We start from the raw sequence: 20285 nt of genomic DNA on the forward strand, positions 1-20285 counted from the left end.
ACGTGACATGGACTTCATCCTTCCAACGAATGAAGTCTCCAGACACGCCGGGGCGGCTCAGACCGCCACCTTGCGACGACCATACGACGATCCCCACCCCAGCACCACGCCCCGTCACCACGCGACCACCCCGCCCTTCCGCCACGACTGAAGCAAGTGGCCCGTTCCTAGAGCCGCCGACCGCACCGCCCAACACCTGCGTCGCCGCGCGCCGCGGCGGTGGTGAGCAACATGACCGTGGTCGTGCGAGTGGCTGGCCATCGCGCCGGTGGGTTACCACCCCGGATTCCGAGGTGGTAACCCACCACGCCGATGGCCAGCCACTCGCACGATCAGCCGGTCCGCTGAACCCGGGCTGGTTCAGCGTCCCGTGGTCGCCGGTGGCGCGCAAGTGTGGGCGCGGAGGCTATTCGAGCCAGGTGGTGAGGAAGGTGGGGTTGGCGTGGATGTGGATGGCTTCGTAGCCGCCGGGGTTGGTGGTGAACTTGTGGGGCGTGTTGGCCGGGACTACCAGGACCTGGCCGGCTCGGCCGATCACCTCGTGGCCGTTGATGGTGAAGGTGGCGGAGCCGCGGCGGATGATGAACGTTTCGGCGTACGGGTGCTGGTGCAGGCGAGGGCCCGCACCGGCTTTCGACGTGGACTCGAGGATGATCGAGATGCCGGCGCCGCCGGGTAGTTCCTCGTAGTCCTCGGTCCAGTCCTCGCCGTCATCGCGCCCATCAGCACGGTTGACGACCAGGTCAGCGAGATTCGGCTCAGTCATGCCCCACATCCTGGCCAGACCTCACCAAGACCGCCAATGGTTTCGGCCCAGCTCAAACCCGCCCCACGGCTCGACTGACACCGCCTCCTCACGGCCGCAGAACCGCGTCTGGCGAAACCGCGTCCGGCGAGAACCCCGTCACGGTTCCATTTCGTGGCCGGGGCGGCCGGGGGTTGTGCGGCGCTGTTTCATTTCCGCCTCGTTGAGGTGGCGCTTGCCGTCGGCCAGTTGCTCTCGGGCCTTTCGTTCCATCTCGACCAAACGGTCGTAGTAGTTGTCGTCGTACCCCTCGATGATCTGGAAGGTCCACCGCCCGGGGATGACGTTTCGCCCGATCAGGTCGGTTTCGATCTGATCGGCGAGTTCGCTGTGACCGGCCTCCCGCAGCAGCTCTACCGCGTCGTCGAGGCGGTGGTCCGCGCGCCCGGTCAGTTGGTGAAACGCATAAAGGTGGCCGCGGGCCCGGATCACCGTCTCCAGCGCGTCGGTCAGGGTGCCGAGCGCGGCGACGGTGGTGTCGTCCAGTCCGTCGGGACGCTGGTGATCGGCCGGCAACTCCGGCGGCGGCTGCGGGCTGTCGACTTCCAGGTCGGGCTGCAGATCTGCTGGTTCCATGCGAGCCCAGTACCCGCCATCAGCCACAACAATTCCCGCCGTACGTCGCCAGACGGTCAACGCCTCAGCCACGATCAACCACCACGCTGGGCGAACCGGGGCCCCACGATGCGAGTCTGGATACCGACAACCTAAGCGGTGCTAGCGCGGCGTTTGGTCCAGATGTCGTAAGCGACGGCGGCCAGCAGGACCAGGCCCTTCACCAGCATCACCCGGTCACTGGGCGAACCGATCAGGGACATGCCGTTGTTGATCACCGCCATGATCAGGCCACCGGTAATCGCGCCGATCACCTTGCCCACGCCGCCTTGTACCGCGGCGCCACCGATGAAGGCGGCGGCGATCGCGTCCAACTCGAAGTTGTAACCGGCCGTCGGCCCGGCCTGGTTCAGCCGGCCCGCGAAGATGATGCCGGCGATGGCCGCGAGCACACCCATGTTGACGAAGATCCAGAACGTCACCGAACTGACCTTGACGCCCGACAACGCCGCCGCCTCGCGGTTACCGCCGATGGCGTAGATGTGACGCCCGAATACGGAGCCCTTGCTGAGCAGCGAATAGCCGACCACCAGCACCGTCAACAACACGAGCACCCACGGCAGGTTCTTGAACCGGGCCAGCTGCACCACCACGAACAGCACCACGACCCCGGCCGCGCCCACCTTCAGCGCGAACAGGCCGATCGGCTCAACGCTCTGGTTGTATCCGAGCCGCGCCTTCCGGGCCCGCCATTGCGTCAGCGTCGCAGCGGCCACCACAGCCAGACCGAGCAGCAGCGTCAGCAGATCGGCACCACCCAGCGGACCGAGGCCGATGTTGCCGAGGTGTCCACCGAGGAAGCCGTTGGACAGTGTGCGGATCTCCTCCGGGAACGGCCCGATGCCCTGGTTGCCGAGCACCATCAACGTCAACGCCCGGAACACCAGCATGCCGGCCAGCGTGACGATGAACGCCGGAATACCGAAGTACGCGACCCAGTAGCCCTGCCAGGCACCGATCACCGCGCCCGCGGCGATGGTGGCGAGTACGGCGAGGGGCCACGGCACGTTCAGGTTGACCGTCAGCACCGCGCAGATCGCGCCCGTCACCGCGACCAGCGAACCGGCCGACAGATCGATATGACCCGAGATGATGATCAGGATCATGCCGATCGCGAGGATCAGGATGTACGAGTTCTGCACGATGATGTTCGAGATGTTCTGCGGTTCCAGCAGCGCGCCATCGGTCAGGACGGCGAAGAGCGCGACGATCAGCGCGAAAGCGACGTAGATACCGCTTTGCCGCGGGTTGATCGACGGCCGTCGCCGGCGATCCGGTGGTAAGGCCGAGGTGGTCGTCACCTCGAGGGTTCCACCGGTGGCTGTCGTACTGGTCATGCGGACCGCTCCTGTCCCCTGGTCATGTAGTGCATCAACCGCTCCTCGGTGGCCTCCGCGCGGCTGACCTCACCGGTGATCCGGCCCGCGGACAACGCGTAGATCCGGTCGCACAGCCCGAGCAGCTCGGGCAGTTCCGACGAGATCAGCAGCACCGCCTTCCCCTGGTCGGCCAGCTCGTTGATGATCGTGTAGATCTCGTACTTGGCACCCACGTCGATGCCACGGGTCGGCTCATCCAGGATCAGTACGTCGGGATCGGTCAGGATCCACTTCGACAGCACGACCTTCTGCTGGTTGCCGCCCGACAACGTGCCAGTGCTGGTCAGCACGCTCGGCGCCCGGATCGCCATACTGCGGCGGAAGTCCTCGGCGACCCGGAACTCCTCGTTGTCGTTCACCCAGCCGCGAGGCGCGAACTTCTTCAGGCCCGCGGCGGACACGTTGCGCTTGACGTCCTCGATCAGGTTGAGGCCGTAGCGCTTGCGATCCTCGGTGACGTACGCGAGCCCGTGCCCGATCGCCTCCCGCACGGTCCGGGTCTGGATCACCTCGCCGTCCTTGCGGATCCGCCCCGAGATGTCCACGCCGTACGACCGGCCGAACACGCTCATCGCCAGCTCGGTGCGGCCCGCGCCCATCAGTCCGGCCAGGCCCACGATCTCGCCGCGTCGTACCGAGAGACTGGCGTCGGACACCACGACCCGGCCACGCTGCGCCGGGCTGTGCACGGTCCAGTTCTCGATCCGCAGTACCTCCGCGCCGATCACCGGATCGCGCGGCGGGAAGCGGCTGGACAGGTCCCGGCCGACCATGCCGGAGATGATCCGGTCCTCGCTGACTTGCTCCGAGGCCAGGTCCAGCGTTTCCACCGTGCTGCCGTCGCGAACGATCGTCACCCGGTCGGCGATCGCCACGATCTCGTTGAGCTTGTGCGAAATGATCACCGAGGTGATGCCCTCCGCCCGCAGACCGCGCAGCAGGTCGAGCAGATGCGCGGAGTCCTCGTCGTTCAGCGCGGCGGTCGGCTCGTCGAGGATCAGCAGCTTGACCTCTTTGGACAAGGCCTTCGCGATCTCGACCAGCTGCTGTTTGCCGACCCCGATGTCGAGGACCTGCGTGGTCGGGTTCTCCCGCAGGCCGACCCGGCGCATCAGCTCGGCCGCCTCGTGATTGGTCCGGTTCCAGTCGATCCAGCCCTTGCGCGATCGCTCGTTGCCGAGGAACAGGTTCTCCGCGATCGACAGTTGCGGGCACAACGCCAGCTCCTGGTGAATGATCACGATGCCGCGGTTCTCACTGTCGCGGATCGAGGAGAACTCGCACGGCTCGCCGTCGAACTCGATCTGCCCCGAGAACGAGTCGTGCGGATAGACGCCGGACAGCACCTTCATCAAGGTGGACTTGCCGGCGCCGTTCTCCCCACAGATCGCGTGGATCTCACCGCGCCGGACGGACAGGTCCACCCCGGCGAGCGCGACCACCCCGGGAAAGGCCTTGGTGATCCCGCTCATCCGGAGAATCTGGTCGGTCATGGTTACGACAGCTGCGCCGGCTGGTAGTAGCCGGAGTCGACCAGAACCTTCTGGTAGTTGCCCTTATCAACGATCACCGGCTGCAGCAGGTGCGCCGGTACGACCTTGACGCCGTTCTCGTAGTCCTGGTCGTTGTTGATCTCCGGCTTCTCGCCCTTGAGTACGGCGTCGGCCATCTTCGCCGTGACCGCCGCCAGTTCGCGGGTGTCCTTGAAGATCGTGGAGTACTGCTCGTTGGCCACGATCGACTTCACCGAGGCGACCTCGGCGTCCTGACCGGTGACCACCGGATACGGCTGGCCCGCGGTGCCGTAGCCGTTGCTCTTCAGCGCGGAGAGGATGCCGATCGAGATGCCGTCGTACGGCGACAGCACGCCGTGCACCTTCGCGCCACCGCCGTACGACGCGGTGAGCACGTCTTCCATGCGCTTCTGCGCGGTGGCGGCGTCCCAGCGGAGAATGGCGACGGTCTTGAAGTCGGTCTGCTTGCTACGGACCACCAGCGTGCCCTTGTCCAGGTAGGGCTTGAGCACCGACATCGCACCGTTGAAGAAGAACGTCGCGTTGTTGTCGTCGGGTGAACCGGCGAACAGCTCGACGTTGAACGGGCCCTTGGCCGAACCCTCACTGCCGTCGGCGTTCTTCAGCTTCAGCCCGACCAGCAGCGACGTCGCCTGCTGTACACCGACCTTGAAGTTGTCGAACGACGCGTAGTAGTCGACGTTCGGGCTGTTGCGGATCAACCGGTCGTACGAGATCACCGGGATCTTGCTGTCCGCCGCCTGCTGCAACTGAGTGGTCAGCGCGGTGCCGTCGATCGAGGCCACGATCAGCAGCTTGGCGCCCTTGGTGATCTGGTTCTCGATCTGGTTGGCCTGTGTCGGGATGTCGTTTTCCGCATACTGCAGGTCGACGCGGTAACCGGACTTCTCCAGCGCCTGCTTGATGTTCTGGCCGTCGCTGATCCACCGCTCCGACGACTTGGTCGGCATCGTGACACCGACCAGCGCGGCGCCGGTGTCGGCCGCGGGCTGATCGGCGGTCTTCGCGGATGATCCGCAGGCCGCCAGCACAGCGGTCAAGGTCGCCGCCGCCACCACGGTGGCCGAACGTCTGAATCGCATCGATTTCTCCTGTCGAAAACTTCGCCGCACGGGTGCTGGTTAGCGAGTGTTACCGCTAACATTGCGCACGTCAATACCTGCGCCGCAGATCTGCCGCGGAGGCCTGGACCACACAGAGCCGGGGCGCAGGTCAGTCATGCCGCCGCGTGGCGCGGCCGGAGAAGCGGCCCTTACTCGCTAGTTCGCGGTCAAAGGTGGCAGGCTACGCAAGGATGCCCACGCCCAGGGCTTCATTGTCGACGCCGTCGGAGGTTGGAACACCCGTGTTCGCGCGCATTGCCATCGTCAACCGGGGTGAGGCCGCGATGCGCCTCATTCACGCGGTCCGCGACCTCAACGCGCAGGCGGGACCCGGCGGACACCGCATCGAGACGGTGGCGTTGCACACCGAAGGCGAGCGGCGGGCGATGTTCGTGCGCGAGGCGGATCACGCCTACGACCTCGGACCGGCGGCCAACCGGCCGTACCTGGACTACGCCGTGCTCGAGCGCGCGCTGGTCGAGACCAAGGCCGACGCGGCCTGGGTCGGCTGGGGCTTTGTCGCCGAGGACCCGAACTTCGCCGAGCTGTGCGCCCGGATCGGGGTGACCTTCATCGGTCCCAGCCCCGAGGCGATGCGCAAACTCGGCGACAAGATCGGCTCCAAGCTGATCGCCGAAGAGGTCGGCGTACCGGTCGCGCCGTGGAGCCGGGGCGGGGTGGACACCCTCGAGGACGCGAAGGCGGCGGCCGCGCGGATCGGCTACCCGTTGATGCTCAAGGCAACGGCCGGTGGTGGCGGCCGCGGTATCCGGATGGTCGCCTCCGACGCCGATCTGACCGAGGCGTACGAGCGCACCCGGGCCGAGGCGGAACGGGCCTTCGGCTCCGGTGTCGTCTTCCTGGAACGGCTCGTCACCGGCGCCCGGCACGTTGAGGTCCAGGTCATCGCCGACGGCCAGGGCACCGCCTGGGCCATCGGCGTGCGGGACTGCTCGATCCAGCGACGCAACCAGAAGGTGATCGAGGAGTCCGCGTCACCGGTTCTGGACGCCGCCCAGGCCGAAGAGGTCAAGGCCAGCGCCGAGCGCCTCGCCGTGGCCGTCGGCTACGCGGGAGCAGGAACCGTCGAGTTCCTCTACCACCCGCAGGAACGGCTTTTCGCCTTCCTGGAGGTCAACACCCGCCTGCAGGTGGAGCACCCGATCACCGAGGCGACCACTGGTACCGACCTGGTCAAGCTCCAGATCCATGTGGCCTCCGGCGGACGCCTCGAAGGCGAGCGCCCGGTCGAGACCGGCCACGCCGTGGAGGCCCGGCTCAACGCAGAGGATCCGGACCGCGACTTCGCCCCCTCCGCGGGCCGGATCGCCCTGCTCGACCTGCCGTCCGGCCCTGGTATCCGGGTCGATACCGGCGTCGGCGAGGGTGACTCGATCCCGGCCGACTTCGACTCGATGATCGCCAAGATCATCGCGTACGGCCGCAACCGCGACGAGGCCCTCGCCCGCCTGCGCCGCGCGATGACCGAGACCACTGTCGTGATCGAGGGTGGCTCGACCAACAAGAGCTTTGTGCTCGACCTGCTCGACGCGCCGGAGGTCATCGACGGCAGCGCCGACACCGGCTGGATCGACCGCGTCCGCACCGAAGGCCGGCTGATCGCTCACCGGCATTCCGGCGTTGCCCTGGTTGCCGCGGGCATCGAGGAGTACGAGACCGAGGAGGCGGTCGAGCGCACGCGCCTGATCGAGACCGCCCGCGGTGGCCGTCCCCAGGTCCAGCACCGCACCGGCCGGACCGTCGACCTCAAGCTGCGCGGTACGGCGTACAAGCTGACCGTGTCCCGGATCGGGTCGCACCGGTTCCGGGTGGTCATCGCCGTCGGCGCGACCGAGCAGACCGTGGACGCCGAGATCGACCGCATCGACGAGTACAAGAGCCGCATCACGATCGGCGGCCGGACGCATCGCCTGGTCACCGCGACCCACGGTTCGATCCAGCTGGTCGAGGTCGACGGCGTGACCCACCGGGTGAGCCTCGACGAAGGTGGCGTGCTGCGTTCGCCGTCGCCCGCGCTCGTGGTGGCGACCCCGGCCGCCGTTGGCGCTGAGGTGGCCGCCGGTTCGCCCGTGCTGGTGCTCGAGTCGATGAAGATGGAGACGGCTCTTTCGGCGCCGTTTGCCGCCCGGGTGAAGGAACTGCTCGTCTCGATCGGCAGCCAGGTCGAGACCGGCGCTCCGCTGGTCCGCCTCGAGCCTGTCGGCGACGGCGCGGTCGCGGCCGAGGTGGCCGAGGACGCCGTCGACCTCGATCTGCCGAACGGTCGCTCGCTCCCCCATGACCTCGCGGCCCGCGCCGAGCGGAACCGCGGCGACCTGACCGCGATGCTGCTCGGGTACGACGTGGACCCGCGCGACGAAGGCCGCACGCTCAAGGCGTACCTGACCGAGCGCGATGAACTCGTCGCCGAAGGGGTTTCGCCGCTGCGGGCCGAGCTCGAACTGCTGGAAGCCTTCGCCGACTTCGCGGAGCTGTCCCGTAACCGCCCGGTGGGTGAGGACCTCCACCTGGAGAACCGGATCCACAGCCCGCGCGAGCACTTCCACACCTACCTGCAGAGCTTCGACCCCGAGCGTGGGGCGTTGCCGGAGGACTTCCGCGCGAAGCTCGGCCGGGTGCTGCGCCATTACGGTGTGACCGATCTGGACCGGACGCCCGAGCTCGAACAGGCCGTCTTCCGGGTGTTCCTGGCCCAGCAGCGGTCGGCGCCCGAGGTTCAGCTGGTGACGGCTCTGCTGCAGCGCTGGATCAGCGAGGCGCCGCCGGAATCCCCGCTCGACGGGACCGCCCACGACGTACTCGATCGACTGGTCACCGCGACGCAGCTCCGCTTCCCCGTGGTCGGCGATCTCGCGCGCAGCGTCCGGTTCCGGTGGTTCGACCAGCCGCTCGTGGACGCCGAACGCGAGAGCGTGCTCGGCGGCGTCCGGGATGAGCTCGTCGCGATCGCGGCGATGCCGGCCGGTCCGGATCGCGACGCGCATATCGACGCGCTGGCGGCCATTCCGGAACAGATCGTGCGGTTCCTCGCCGAGCGGATCGAGGACGGCGAGCTGCCCACCTGGGAGCCGATGCTGGCCATCCTGATCAAGCGGCACTACCGCGAGCACGCGTTGCGCGACCTGCGCGAACCGGGTGTGAACGGACGGCCCTTCGCCGTCGCCGACTACACCCTCGACAACCGGCTCACCCACCTCGTCACCACGATCGGCCGGATGGACGAGCTGATACCGGACAGCGGTCTGGTCGAAGCAGTCACCACGCAGATCGCGAACGCGCCGGCGGATCACCAGAGCGTGGTCGACCTCTACCTCGCATGGCCGGACGCGCCCGAATCCGCGGACGATGCGTCGGCTGCGCTGGCCGAGCGGCTGGCCCGGATCGGCTTCGCGCACGACGTACGTCGCGTCGCCGTGGCGGTCTGCCCGGGCGGTGATCGACCGGTCGGCTATTACACGTTCCGCCCGCAGCCCGACAAGACGCTCGCCGAGGACTCCCTCGTGCGCGGCGTACACCCGATGGTCGGCCGACGGCTCAACCTGTGGCGCCTGCGCGAGTTCGACGTGACGCGGCTGGAAGCACCCGAGGACGTGCTGCTGTTCCGTTGCGTCGCCCCGGGCAACGAATCCGATCAGCGGCTGGTCGCGCTCGCGCAGATCCGCCAGCTGGCCGTGGTGCGCGACGACGACGGCCGGGTGGTCGGCCTGCCGCACGCGGAACGCGCCATCGCGAACTGCCTGGAGGCGATCCGCCGGGCCCGGGCCGCCAGCGGAACCGCCGGTGCGCGGCTCGACATGAACTACGTGTGGGTGCACATCTGGCCGTCGATCGAGGCCGATATCGAGCAGCTCACCTCGCTCAAGGACAAGATCGCGCCGGTAACGGCCGGAGCCGGTATCGAGGAAGTCCTGGTCGCCGGCACGATCGCGTCGCCGGACGGTGCCGAGGTACCGATGGCCGCGCGGTTCCACTACCAGCCGGGCTCGGGCGTCGTCACCTCGCTCGAGGGCCCGCCGACGGAGCACCTCAAACCGCTCGACGACTACCGCCAGAAGGTTGTGCTCGCGCGCCGCCGTGGCGTCGTTTACCCGTACGAGCTGCAGGCGATGATCGCCGGTAGCGGCGGTACGGCGACCGAGTACGACCTGGACGACACCGGCAGGCTCGCACCGGTCGACCGGCCGTACGGTCACAACAAGGCCGGCATCATCGCGGGTGTCATCTCGACGCCGACCGAGCGCTACCCCGAAGGCGTGACGCGCGTGCTGCTCTGCGGTGACCCGCTGCGCGCGCTGGGCGCGGTATCCGAGGCCGAGTGCGCGCGGATCATCGCGGCGCTGGATCTGGCCGACGAGATGGGCGTTCCGGTCGAGTGGTTCGCCGTGTCCGCCGGTGCCCGGATCTCGATGGACTCCGGTACCGAGAACATGGACTGGGTCGCCAAGGCGCTCAAGCGCATCGTCGAGTTCACCCAGGGCGGCGGCGAGATCAACATCGTTGTCGCGGGCATCAATGTCGGCGCCCAGCCCTACTGGAACGCCGAAGCCACGATGCTGATGCACACCAAGGGCATTCTGGTGATGACACCGGACAGTGCGATGGTGCTCACCGGTAAGCAGTCGCTGGACTTCTCCGGTGGCGTCTCGGCCGAGGACAACTTCGGCATCGGTGGTTACGACCGCGTGATGGGTCCGAACGGCCAAGCGCAGTACTGGGCCCCGAACCTGGCCGGCGCGATCGGCATCCTGATGACGCACTACGACCACACGTACGTCGCGCCCGGCGAGGCTGGTCCGCGCCGCGCGGCGACGAACGACCCGTTCGATCGCGACATCACCGCGTACCCGCACGACCCGGTCGATTCGGGCTTCACCACGGTCGGCGACATCTTCTCCGCCGAGACGAACCCGGACCGCAAGAAGGCCTTCGACATCCGTACGGTGATGGCCGCCGTCGCGGACCAGGACCACGCGACGCTCGAACGCTGGTCCGGTATGGCCGACGCCGAGACCTCGGTGGTGTACGACGCGCACGTCGGCGGTATTCCCGTCGCGCTGATCGGCATCGAGTCGAAGTCCGTACCGCGCCGGGGATTCCCTCCCACCGACGGACCCGACCTCTACACGGCCGGCACGTTGTTCCCGAAGTCGTCGAAGAAGACCGCGCGCGCGATCAACGCCGCGAGCGGCAACCGGCCGGTCGTGGTGATCGCGAACCTGTCCGGTTTCGACGGATCCCCCGAGTCGATGCGCAACCTCCAGCTGGAGTACGGCGCGGAGATCGGCCGGGCGATCGTGAACTTCGACGGGCCGATCGTGTTCTGCGTGGTGTCGCGTTACCACGGTGGCGCGTTCGTGGTCTTCTCGAAGGCGCTCAACCCGCGCATGACCGTACTCGCGGTCGAGGGGTCGTACGCCTCGGTCATCGGTGGCGCCCCGGCCGCGGCCGTCGTCTTCACCCGCGACGTGGACGCCCGTACGGCGAAGGACCCGCGCGTCAGCGAGATCGAGCACCGGCTCGCGGAGGCCTCCGGCGCGGAACGGGCCTCGCTCGCCACGCAACTCGCCGAAACCCGGCGCGACGTACGCAGCGAGAAGCTCGGTGAGGTCGCGACCGAGTTCGACCGCGTTCACAACATCCATCGCGCGGTCGCCGTCGGTTCGGTCGACGAGGTGATCGCGGGATCGGACCTGCGCCCGAAGATCATCGCCGCGCTGGAGTCCGGCCTCTGACCTGACCTCGTTCCCGGTTCACCTGATGGTTCGGGTGAACCGGGGCCCGCCCTGAGGATCGGTATGAACAGCAGCCAGCCCCGTCGTGGGGTGATCCTGGCAGTCTGCTGCCTGAGCCTGTTCATCGTCGGCCTGGACACCAGCATCGTGCACCTCGCGCTGCCGTCCATCCGGCGCGAGTTCGACGCCCCGTTGTCGCGGCTGCAGTGGACCATCGACGCGTACACGCTGGTGCTGGCCAGTCTGTTCCTGGTGGCCGGCTCGATGGCCGACCGGATCGGGCGGCGGCGAACGTTCCAGTCCGGCCTGATCATCTTCAGCCTCGGCTCGGCCCTGTGCGGTCTCGCCCCGACCGTCGAACTGCTGATCGCGGCCCGCGTTCTGCAGGCCGTCGGCGGATCGATGCTGAACCCCGCCGCGTTGTCGATCATCACGAACACCTTCACCGAACCCCGGCAACGAGCCCGGGCGATCGGTGTGTGGGGTGGCGTCGTCGGGCTCAGCATGGCGATCGGGCCGGTTCTCGGTGGCACGCTGGTGGACTCGGCGGGCTGGCGTGCCATCTTCTGGATCAACGTGCCGGTCGGTTTGGCCGCACTGGTACTGACCGCCGTCTTCGTACCGGAGTCGCGCGCGGCCAGGCCCCGCCGGATGGACCCGGTCGGGCAGGTGCTGATGATGCTGTTCCTGGTCGGCCTGATCTACGGGATCATCGAGGGCACGGCCAAGGGCTGGAGCTCGGCGTTGATCCTGGCCTGCTTCGATGTCGCGCTGCTGGCGGGTGTCGGGCTCGTGGTGTACGAACGGCGCCGGGTGGAACCGCTGATCGACCTGCGGTTCTTCCGAAGTCCGCCGTTCTCGGGCGCGGCCTTGATCGCCGCGAGCGGGTTCTTCGCGTTGGGCGGGTTTCTCTTTCTGAACTCGCTGTTCTTGCAACAGGCGCGCGGGCTTAGCGCGTTCGAGGCAGGCCTGCTGACGTTGCCGATGGCGGCGATGACCGTCATCTTCGCGCCCTTGTCCGGATGGATTGTCAGCACGCGCGGCACGCGATTGCCCTTGCTGGTAGCTGGTACCGGTATCGCGGTGAGCGGGTTCTTGCTGTCGCAGGCGACGGTCGAGACGCCGACGATCATCTTGCTGGTGGCGTATCTCGACTTCGGTCTGGGCTTCGGCATGCTCAACGCCCCGATCACCAACGCCGCCGTATCCGGCATGCCCCCATCCCAAGCCGGCGTAGCCGCCGCAATCGCCTCCACCAGCCGCCAGGTAGGAGCCGCCCTAGGTGTAGCCGTCGTCGGCTCAGTCCTCACCAGCAACCTGACCGGCCCGCTGGAAACCGGCTTCACCACCGCCGCCCGCCCCGCCTGGCTGATAATCACCACCTGCGGCCTCGTGGTAATCCTCACCACCTTCCTAACCACCCACCGCCACCTCGAGACCACGCCCCTAAGCCCTGCGTCGAGACGATCCGCCTAAGCCCTGCGTCGATTGGTCTGGATTTGCCCAGCTCCTGCGGCGGGTCGCTCATCCAGCAACGGCCATGCGGGCAAATCCTGACCAATCGACGCTAATCCCGCACGCCACACCCCTCCCCCACCGCACCCCACCGCACCCCGGCGGCCCAACGCTGACCTGGCTGCAGAAACTCTAATGTTCACCTTCGAACCAGAGAGCCCACGCAGGAAATTCCGCGCACTCACCCCCTATCCCGACCACCACCCTCGGATCAAAAGGCGCAAGCCGCGTCGGACTGAAACGATGGTGAGACCCGAGCGGGCGGTTTCGTAGGTATCCTGCATCCACTAGGCCTGGAACTGGCGAGGAGAAGGTGGCGTGAAGCGATTCGTGGTTCCGCCCGAGTGGCCGCCACCGGAGCGCGGCTGGGCACCTGCGAGGGATTGGCGTCCCAATCCCGAGTGGCCACCACCTTCCGCCGATCACCGGTTCTGGGTGAACGGCGAAGGTCGCCCCGTCACCGGCCCTCTCGGCTACTACGGCGCTCCAACCCGGCGAGCGGTATCCGCCTGGACCGGCGCCGCCGCCCTATTCGTCGGCGTGAACGTCTGGGCGCTGATGGCCCTCGGCATCGTTGGCACCGATCGCCCAGAACTTCAAGCAGAGCAGACGATCGGGCAAAGCCAAACCTCGCCCACCCCAAGGCCGACGCCCCGACGATCGGTCCCCGTCATCCCCACGCCAAAGCCTCTCCCCGAGACCTCCCTAGGCCGTGCCGCACCCAAACCGAGCCGGGTATCAGTCGACAAACCCACCCGATCCAAAACCCGTGCCGCCAAAACCCCCACGCCCACCCCACGTCCCAGCACGCCCCGCCCCACGGCCTCGCCCACCCCACCAACGTCGGAGGAGCTGGCCCGCGCCTACTGCAAACGGCACGGCTGGGACCCCTCCTGGTGCGTAGGCGGCTGGCAATACACCCCACCTCCCGACTGGGATCGCTAACCCCAAACCGGTACGGCGCTCCCGCCCGGGTCGCCGTACGACCAGACGGAGGTTGCCGTCGTACGACCCAGGCGGAGGTTGCGGCGAGGTGACGGGGGCTTCGGTCGGCCGGCGGCGTGGACGGTTGATTGGGCGGTGCCGGCGCGGGGTGGCGGGTGATATCGGCGGTATGACGTTCCGGACGTGGCGCCGCGTCGTCGCACCGGGGACACCGTGTGGGAGGCGAGCACCCTAAACGGTTTCCTGGCAGGGGTAATAACCCGCGCCAGGAAACCGCTACCCCTGCGAAGCCGCCGTTTCCCCCTGCTAGGAAGGCGAACCGCCACCTCGTGGCGCCGCCTCAACGTGGCCCCGGTGCAGCACCGGGCAGCACCGGGGTGGCTTGGCGCTGCACCGGGTTGGCGCTCCGCAGTTGCGGTGGTCAGCGGCAGAGGGTGGTGTCCAGAGCCTTCTCCACTCGTTTCGCCTGGGGCAACGAGCGGGGTAGAGCGGTGACGGCGATTGCGGCGCCGCGGCCGTCCGTGGTCACGGCGTTGCGGGTTTCGTAGCCGAAGATGTCGCCGCCGTGGGTCCAGGCGAATCCCCCACAGGTAAGTGGGAAAGTGGCCAATCCGAGGCCGTAGCGGGCGTCGCCAGTCGCGTTCGCTCCCGGGGCCTCGACGGTAGTCATCATCTGTGCGAGCTGCTCCGGCTTGAGCAACTTGCCGCCGATCAGCGCCGTGAAGAACTTAAGCAGGTCGCTGGGCGTCGAGACCAGGGCACCAGCTGCCCACGCCATTGACGGATCCAGCTCGGTGACATCGACCAGCGGCCCGTCAGAGCTCTCCGCGTAGTAGCCGCGCGGGTGGCGTCCACGGATCTTCTGCTCGCCTACAGCCGGCCAATACGTGTTGCGCAGGCGCGCGCGTTCGATCACCCTCTTGGTGATCTCTTCGCCGAGAGGCCGACCCGTCACCTTCTGAACCAGGAGCCCGGCGACGACGTAGTTGGTGTTGCTGTAGTTCCACCGGTCTCCCGGGGCGAAGTCGGCCTTCTGCGTCAGCGCGACGTTCAGCAGCTCGTGCGGCTCGTAGTGCCTGTGGAGGTTCTTGAGCACACCTCCGGAGAACAGCAGTCCGGTGTACTCCGGCAGGCCGCTAGTGTGCTGAAGCACCTGCCGGACAGTGATGTTGCGTCCGTCGATGCCTTCGCCGCGAAGCAGGTTAGGCAGGTACTTGTCGATCGGCGCGTCCAGCGCGACCTTGCCCTCGCCGACCAACTGCAGCACGACCGTGGCCACGTAGGTCTTGGTGTTGCTGGCCATACGCACCTTGCCGTCAACCGGGGCCTTGGCCTCGGTGGTCAGATCAGCGACTCCGGCGGCGTAGTTCCCCACCCGGCCGTCGCGCTGCCGTACGGCGGCCAGGGCCGCAGGGAACTCCTCATCGCGAACCAGCGCGTTCAACTCCGCCTGCACGACCCCCGGCCGCACCCCACCAGCTCGTCCGGCGCCTGCCTGCATTCCGGCCGCGGTATCGATCGTCGCGGCGGTGGCTCCGGCGGTCGCGGTGGCCGCCGAGCCGGCCGGCGTCGCGACGAGCAGACCACTCGCGACGGACACCGCGATGGCGGCGGTGGCCAGCCGACGACGGGCGAACAGCGATAAACGCCAGGACTGCTGCGGATGGAACACGGGAATCTCCCTGCTGAGCGATCTGTTCTTCGGACCCCACCAGCATCGCCAGTACGGCCGCGCCGCACGATCCCGCAGCCGGGCCACTCAGTCCTCCAGCAGCCACCCTTGCCAACCACCCACCCGCCTGCTAGCGCAGACCTCACGCGGCGGCCAGCAGATCAGCTTTCGCGAGTGGCCTCGCAGTGGTCCCGCACGGCCTCGAGTTCGTCATCAATGACCGCCACCTGCGTCGCGACGGCGTCCTCCGGAGTGCCGTCTGGGAAGAACAGGGTGAACTGGTATTCGGAGCCACCACCATTGGGCAGCACCCGGGTGAACACGCCCCGGCTCGGGTCCTCAGCCATCAGCAAGTCGACCGTGCCAAGCTCCTCCGAAGCCCGAACGATCACCCGCGTCTCCCCTTCACCGCTGTGCAGAACCCACTGGTCACCATCGGGACGGACCGACTTCGCGGCACCGGGAGCCCAGAGCGGAAGAGTGTTCGGATCGGCCACGAAGCCGAACACGGCCTCGGGCGCTGCCTGGATCGAAATCGAACGAGTTACGGCGCGAGATAGCGGGTTAGTATGCATATGTAGATCATATGCATCTGCTTACTATTGCGCAACTCCTACCATTCACCCATGGAACGCGAAGAGCTCGGCGCGCTGTTCGGTCGCATCACCCGTCGTCTGATCGCGGCCGAACGACCCGTGCTGACCGGGCACAACCTCTCGATGTGGGAGTACGCCGTACTGGCCGATCTCGCCGAGCGGCCCGCCGATACGCAGCTGGCACTGGCCAAGGCCATCGGCTACGACAAGTCGCGGTTGATCCCGATGCTGGACGAGCTCGAACAGGCCGGGCTGATCGGTCGCGAGCCGGACCCGGCCGATCGCCGGGCCCGCATCGTTCGTCTCACGCCGGCCGGGCAGCAGCGGCTGGCCGACGCCCGGGCTGACGTCACGGCCATGGAGAACGAGTTCCTCAGTCCGTTGACCGCCGACGAACAGCGGGCCTTGTTCCGCATCTTGCCCAAACTCGCCGAGGACTGAGTACGTCGGATCAGCCGGCGAGATCCGGTTCGGTGCTGCCGGTCAGCCGCGGATCCGGCTCGTTGTTGCTCATGGCAAGCAGTCCGATCACCGCGCGGCCGAGCTTGAGCAGATCGCGCGGATTCTTCTTGTTCAGACCACCGACCAGCTGCTTGAGAATGCTGAGCTGGTCGAAGTACACCCGTTCGGTGACAAGGTTGTTGCCCCCGTCAAAGATGAAGAACGCCGTCATCCGGGTGCGATGGCGGCCACCGGTCGGTGGCACCTTGCCCAGCGGACCGAGTTGCGTGCCGATCAGCCAGAACTCCACGATCACGGCGTCCTCGCTGTGCCGCAGCGAGATGATCTCGTGGTGCTGATCGGGAAAGGCCACGCGGGTCTCGTGGTAGTACGCGCGCACCGCGCCGTGCCCGTCGTGCACGGTCATCTGCGGGATCAACTCGTAATGCGGATGCGGGAAAGTCGCCAGTACGTCATCCCACTCCTGGCGCACCTCGTCCCGGAAGTGATCGAGCACCACCTTCTGGCGAGTCCGCAAGACCTCTTCGGACGGCAAACCAGCCAATGCCTTCTCCCATCACCACGCGGCCGCTCGTGCAGAGTGCCCTGAGATTACGCCGCCAGCAGGCGGCCGGCGCCGTACCGCCCAACAGCGGCGTGTGCTCAGCACTGTTCCAGCGGATTCTTGTCACAACGTTGACCTGCTCTTGCCATCGGGTGTGACCTCGGCCGCGCGCGCCGACTTAGCATGAAGGCACATGTGGACGAGGCCGGGCGGACTCCGAAGAGAACAGGATCAGCATGCGGGTTCTTCTGGTTGAGGACGATCCATCGATCGCCGGCGCACTACTCGACGGGCTTCCCCGGTACGGGTTCGTGGTCGGCCATGTCACCACCGGCGCCGAGGCGCTGGCCGGATTCGCCGACGCGGAGCTGGTCCTGCTCGACCTCGGCCTGCCCGATGCCGACGGCATCGATGTCTGCCGGCGGATCCGGGCTGTCAGCGACGTACCGCTGATCATCATCACGGCGCGATCCGACGAGATCGAGCGCGTGGTCGGTTTGGAGCTGGGCGCCGACGACTACGTGTCCAAGCCGTTCGGACTGCGCGAACTGGTCGCGCGCATGCGCGCGGTCACGCGCCGTACGACGCCGCGCTCGAGCACAACCGAACCGGTCGAGACACGTGCGGCGCAAAGCCTGGGACTACTACGGCTGGATCGCGCCGCCCGGCAGGCCTTCGTGGGCGACACGGAAATCGCGCTGGCGCCGAAAGAATTCGATCTGCTCAGCCTGCTCGCGACCTCGCCGGGCGTCGTACACACGCGTGAGCAGTTGATCGAGCAGGTGTGGGACAGCAACTGGTTCGGTTCCACCCGGACGCTCGACGTGCATGTCGGTGCGCTGCGGAAGAAGCTCGGCGCGGCCATCGAGATCCACACGGTTCGCGGCGTCGGCTTCCGGCTCGAACCGCTGAGCGCACAGCCGTGAAGCTCCGGCTGGTCGCGAGCTACGTGCTGCTCGTCGCGATCGCGCTGGCGTTGTTCACCATCCCGGTCGCGGTCAGCTCGTCGAAAATCCTGCGCTCGACGCTGGAACAGACCGCTCAACGCGAAGCCCGCCTGTTCGCTCCCCTGGTACTGCGCGATGACGACGCCGCCCACCAGGCGAGGGCGGATCGGACCCGCGACTTCGAAAGCGCGACCGGCTCGCTCGTCCGGCTGATCGAGGCCGCCGAGCCGACCGCCGACGAACAGGTCCGGGACGCGCTGGCGGGCGGAAACCCGGCGCCCCGGTGGGGCCGGCATCCGCTGGTCGGGGCCGACGCCGTCAGCGTGGTGCTGCCGGTCAAGGACCAGGGCCGTACGGTCGCCGTCGTGCAGATCGTCTCCCCCGCCGCGGAGGTGAATGCCCAGATCACGCAGATCTGGCGGTTCCGGTTGCTCGCCGGAGCCGTCGTACTGCTTGCCGCCTCGGGCCTCGCGGTCATCGTGGCGAGTACGTTGGCCAAGCCGTTGCGCGATCTGGACGCCGTCGCCCGGCGGATCGGGACCGGCGACTACTCGGCGCGGGCGTCGACGAACGGACCGCCGGAGATCGCGACTCTGGCCCGGACCCTCAACGACAGCGCACGGCAGACCCACGCGCTGCTGACCTCGCAACGCGCCTTCGTCGCCGACGCGTCCCACCAGTTGCGTACGCCGCTCGCGGCCATGCGGCTCACCCTCGACAATATGCGCGACACCACCGAGGACCCGGCCCTCAGTCAGCGAATCGCGACCGTGGACGCCGAAATCCACCGGATGAGCCGGATGGTGGAGGGATTGCTGGCGCTGGCGCGGGCGGAAGCGACCTCGGCCCCGCAGCCGATCGATCTGGCGGCGATCGTGGACCAGCGCGTCTCCACCTGGTCCGCGGCGCTGCGCGAGACCGGCGTTGAGCTGGTCGTCGATCTCGAGCGGCCGTGCTGGATCACGGCGACACCGGGTGCGATGGAGCAAGTGCTGGACAACGTGCTCAGCAACGCGTTGGCAGCGTCACCTTCGTCGAGCCAGGTCACCGTGCAAGCGCAGCGGACCGGCTCGTCGGTGGAACTTGTCGTCCGGGACCAAGGCCCGGGGATGACCGACGAGCAACGGGGACGGGCCTTCGACCGGTTCTGGCGATCGGGCCCGCCTGGTACGGGAACGGGCCTCGGCCTGGCCATTGTGAAACAGCTGGTCGAGCACGATGGCGGCCAGGTCGAGTTGCGCCCGGCGCCCGGCGGCGGCCTCGCCGTACACCTCACCATCCGGGCGGCGAAGGCCGCTGCCAAACGCTGACGGAAAGCTGTCGCGGTGCTGCTGTTGTGCTGCCAGGCCGTTGCTGTCGGCAACAGCAGGATTGGTCTTGTTCCCAGCGGCATCCGGCCGCCGGCCTTCTCCCGAAGGAGACGGAAATGACCACCGCCCTCAGTACCCGCACCACCGCCCTCGGCACCCGCATCGGGACCGCCCTACTCGGCAGCCTGGCCATCGCGACGCTCGCCCTCGCCGGCTGCGGCCACAACAACAATCGCCCGACCGAGCAACAGATCGCCGGGCTGTTCGACGAGTGGAACGCGACGCTGGCCGAAGGTGACGCCAACGCCATGGCCGATCTGTACGCCGCCGACGGCGTGCTGCTGCCGACCTTGAGCCCGGTCGTGCGGGGAAATCGAGAGCAGATCGCGCAATACTTCGCCACCGACTTCCTGCCCAAGAAGCCGCAGGGCACGATCACCGAGTCGCACATCCGGATCATCGATGACGAAAGCGCGGCCCACAGCGGCACCTATCGCTTCACGCTCACCAGCAAGGACGGCTCGACCGACACGGTGGACGCCCGCTTCACCTATGTCTACAAGAAGATCGACAACCGCTGGCTAATCGTCGAACACCACTCCTCCGCCTCCCCCGACAAGAGCTGACCCCCGTAAGCCACGCCAACCCCGGGACCACCCGAGCCGTGCCGTAGGCCCCTGCTCTGCGTCAGGACTTGGGTGGTTTCGGCAAGGTTCGGGATGCTGCTATGGAGGCCGACCGGTGGTCGGCGGGATTGTGGCCGGGCACGATCGGCAGGGCCGGTGTGATGAGGGCATGCGTCGTCACTCGCGAGTGGTCGCGAGTGCGCGTGAGTGCGCGTGAGTGGTCGCGAGTGTCGCGAGTGCACCACCTCACCGGGGCCGGGATATTGCGTGGTCACCCGTCCCCCTGAGGAGTCGCGGATTGTGGGGCCGGGTCGGCCCGCGTCAAGGGTTGGGAATCGCCTGCGGCGACGCGTGCGCGCCCTTGACCCGGTCCGACCCGGCCAAGTGCAGCGGGCTATCAGGGGGACGGGTGGGGTATGGCCGGTCGACTCGGGTGGTTCCGCATGCTCCGCGCCGGGCCGGGGTCATCGCGCCGGGT

14 protein-coding genes are annotated in these 20285 nt (G+C 67.7%); 6 read left to right on the forward strand and 8 right to left on the reverse strand.

The window, feature by feature from the left end; translation table 11 throughout:
* Positions 1–406: 406 nt before the first annotated feature.
* The 5 genes from ACFFGN_RS34515 to chvE all read right to left on the reverse strand — a co-directional run bounded on the left by ACFFGN_RS34515 (position 407) and on the right by chvE (position 5416).
* Complete coding sequence (locus tag ACFFGN_RS34515; protein WP_380056945.1) at positions 407–766, reverse strand: cupin domain-containing protein; 360 nt, start codon at positions 764–766, stop codon at positions 407–409.
* A 138-nt stretch (positions 767–904) separates the two neighbouring features.
* On the reverse strand, positions 905–1453 hold the full coding sequence (locus ACFFGN_RS34520) for a hypothetical protein (protein ID WP_380056948.1): 549 nt from the start codon (positions 1451–1453) through the stop codon (positions 905–907).
* 59 nt (positions 1454–1512) lie between these two features.
* Positions 1513–2757, reverse strand: coding sequence for a multiple monosaccharide ABC transporter permease (mmsB, locus tag ACFFGN_RS34525; protein ID WP_380056951.1), 1245 nt, complete (start codon positions 2755–2757; stop codon positions 1513–1515).
* The gene (gene mmsA, locus ACFFGN_RS34530; RefSeq protein ID WP_380056954.1) at positions 2754–4271 is read right to left on the reverse strand and encodes a multiple monosaccharide ABC transporter ATP-binding protein; all 1518 of its coding nucleotides are present in this window, start codon (positions 4269–4271) and stop codon (positions 2754–2756) included. Before mmsA ends, mmsB begins: the two co-directional genes overlap by 4 nt.
* A 23-nt stretch (positions 4272–4294) precedes the next feature.
* Entirely contained in the window at positions 4295–5416 is a 1122-nt protein-coding gene (chvE, locus tag ACFFGN_RS34535; RefSeq protein WP_380056957.1) for a multiple monosaccharide ABC transporter substrate-binding protein, read from the reverse strand.
* 263 nt (positions 5417–5679) lie between these two features.
* On the opposite strand from chvE, the gene ACFFGN_RS34540 reads away from it, so the two are divergent.
* Together ACFFGN_RS34540 and ACFFGN_RS34545 are read left to right on the forward strand one after the other, a co-directional pair.
* Positions 5680–11190, forward strand: coding sequence for an ATP-binding protein (locus tag ACFFGN_RS34540; RefSeq protein ID WP_380056959.1), 5511 nt, complete (start codon positions 5680–5682; stop codon positions 11188–11190).
* A gap of 63 nt (positions 11191–11253) precedes the next feature.
* A complete protein-coding gene (locus ACFFGN_RS34545; RefSeq protein WP_380056961.1) occupies positions 11254–12666 on the forward strand; it encodes an MFS transporter in 1413 nt (470 codons plus the stop codon).
* A gap of 1405 nt (positions 12667–14071) precedes the next feature.
* On the opposite strand, the gene ACFFGN_RS34550 is transcribed toward ACFFGN_RS34545, so the two are convergent.
* Both ACFFGN_RS34550 and ACFFGN_RS34555 read right to left on the reverse strand, forming a co-directional pair.
* Positions 14072–15322, reverse strand: coding sequence for a serine hydrolase domain-containing protein (locus ACFFGN_RS34550; RefSeq protein WP_380056964.1), 1251 nt, complete (start codon positions 15320–15322; stop codon positions 14072–14074).
* A 161-nt stretch (positions 15323–15483) separates the two neighbouring features.
* Positions 15484–15897: an SRPBCC family protein gene (locus ACFFGN_RS34555; protein WP_380056966.1), complete on the reverse strand. Its 414-nt coding sequence runs from the start codon at positions 15895–15897 to the stop codon at positions 15484–15486.
* Positions 15898–15948: 51 nt separating this feature from the next.
* Here ACFFGN_RS34555 and ACFFGN_RS34560 point away from each other — a divergent pair, with 51 nt between their 5' ends.
* The gene (locus ACFFGN_RS34560; protein WP_380056969.1) at positions 15949–16359 is read left to right on the forward strand and encodes a MarR family winged helix-turn-helix transcriptional regulator; all 411 of its coding nucleotides are present in this window, start codon (positions 15949–15951) and stop codon (positions 16357–16359) included.
* 10 nt (positions 16360–16369) lie between these two features.
* Here the strand turns inward: ACFFGN_RS34560 and ACFFGN_RS34565 are convergent, their stop codons facing one another.
* Positions 16370–16924, reverse strand: coding sequence for an ester cyclase (locus ACFFGN_RS34565; protein WP_380056971.1), 555 nt, complete (start codon positions 16922–16924; stop codon positions 16370–16372).
* A gap of 236 nt (positions 16925–17160) precedes the next feature.
* On the opposite strand from ACFFGN_RS34565, the gene ACFFGN_RS34570 reads away from it, so the two are divergent.
* The 3 genes from ACFFGN_RS34570 to ACFFGN_RS34580 all read left to right on the forward strand — a co-directional run bounded on the left by ACFFGN_RS34570 (position 17161) and on the right by ACFFGN_RS34580 (position 19807).
* Positions 17161–17850 carry a response regulator transcription factor gene (locus ACFFGN_RS34570; RefSeq protein WP_380056972.1) on the forward strand — a complete coding sequence of 230 codons (690 nt, stop codon included), beginning with the start codon at positions 17161–17163 and terminating at the stop codon, positions 17848–17850.
* On the forward strand, positions 17847–19181 hold the full coding sequence (locus ACFFGN_RS34575) for a sensor histidine kinase (protein ID WP_380056974.1): 1335 nt from the start codon (positions 17847–17849) through the stop codon (positions 19179–19181). Before ACFFGN_RS34570 ends, ACFFGN_RS34575 begins: the two co-directional genes overlap by 4 nt.
* 116 nt (positions 19182–19297) lie before the next feature.
* Entirely contained in the window at positions 19298–19807 is a 510-nt protein-coding gene (locus ACFFGN_RS34580) for an SgcJ/EcaC family oxidoreductase (protein WP_380056978.1), read from the forward strand.
* Positions 19808–20285: the final 478 nt, after the last annotated feature.

It is taken from the genome of Kribbella deserti, assembly GCF_042434725.1.
GTDB classification, from domain to species: Bacteria; Actinomycetota; Actinomycetes; order Propionibacteriales; family Kribbellaceae; genus Kribbella; species Kribbella deserti.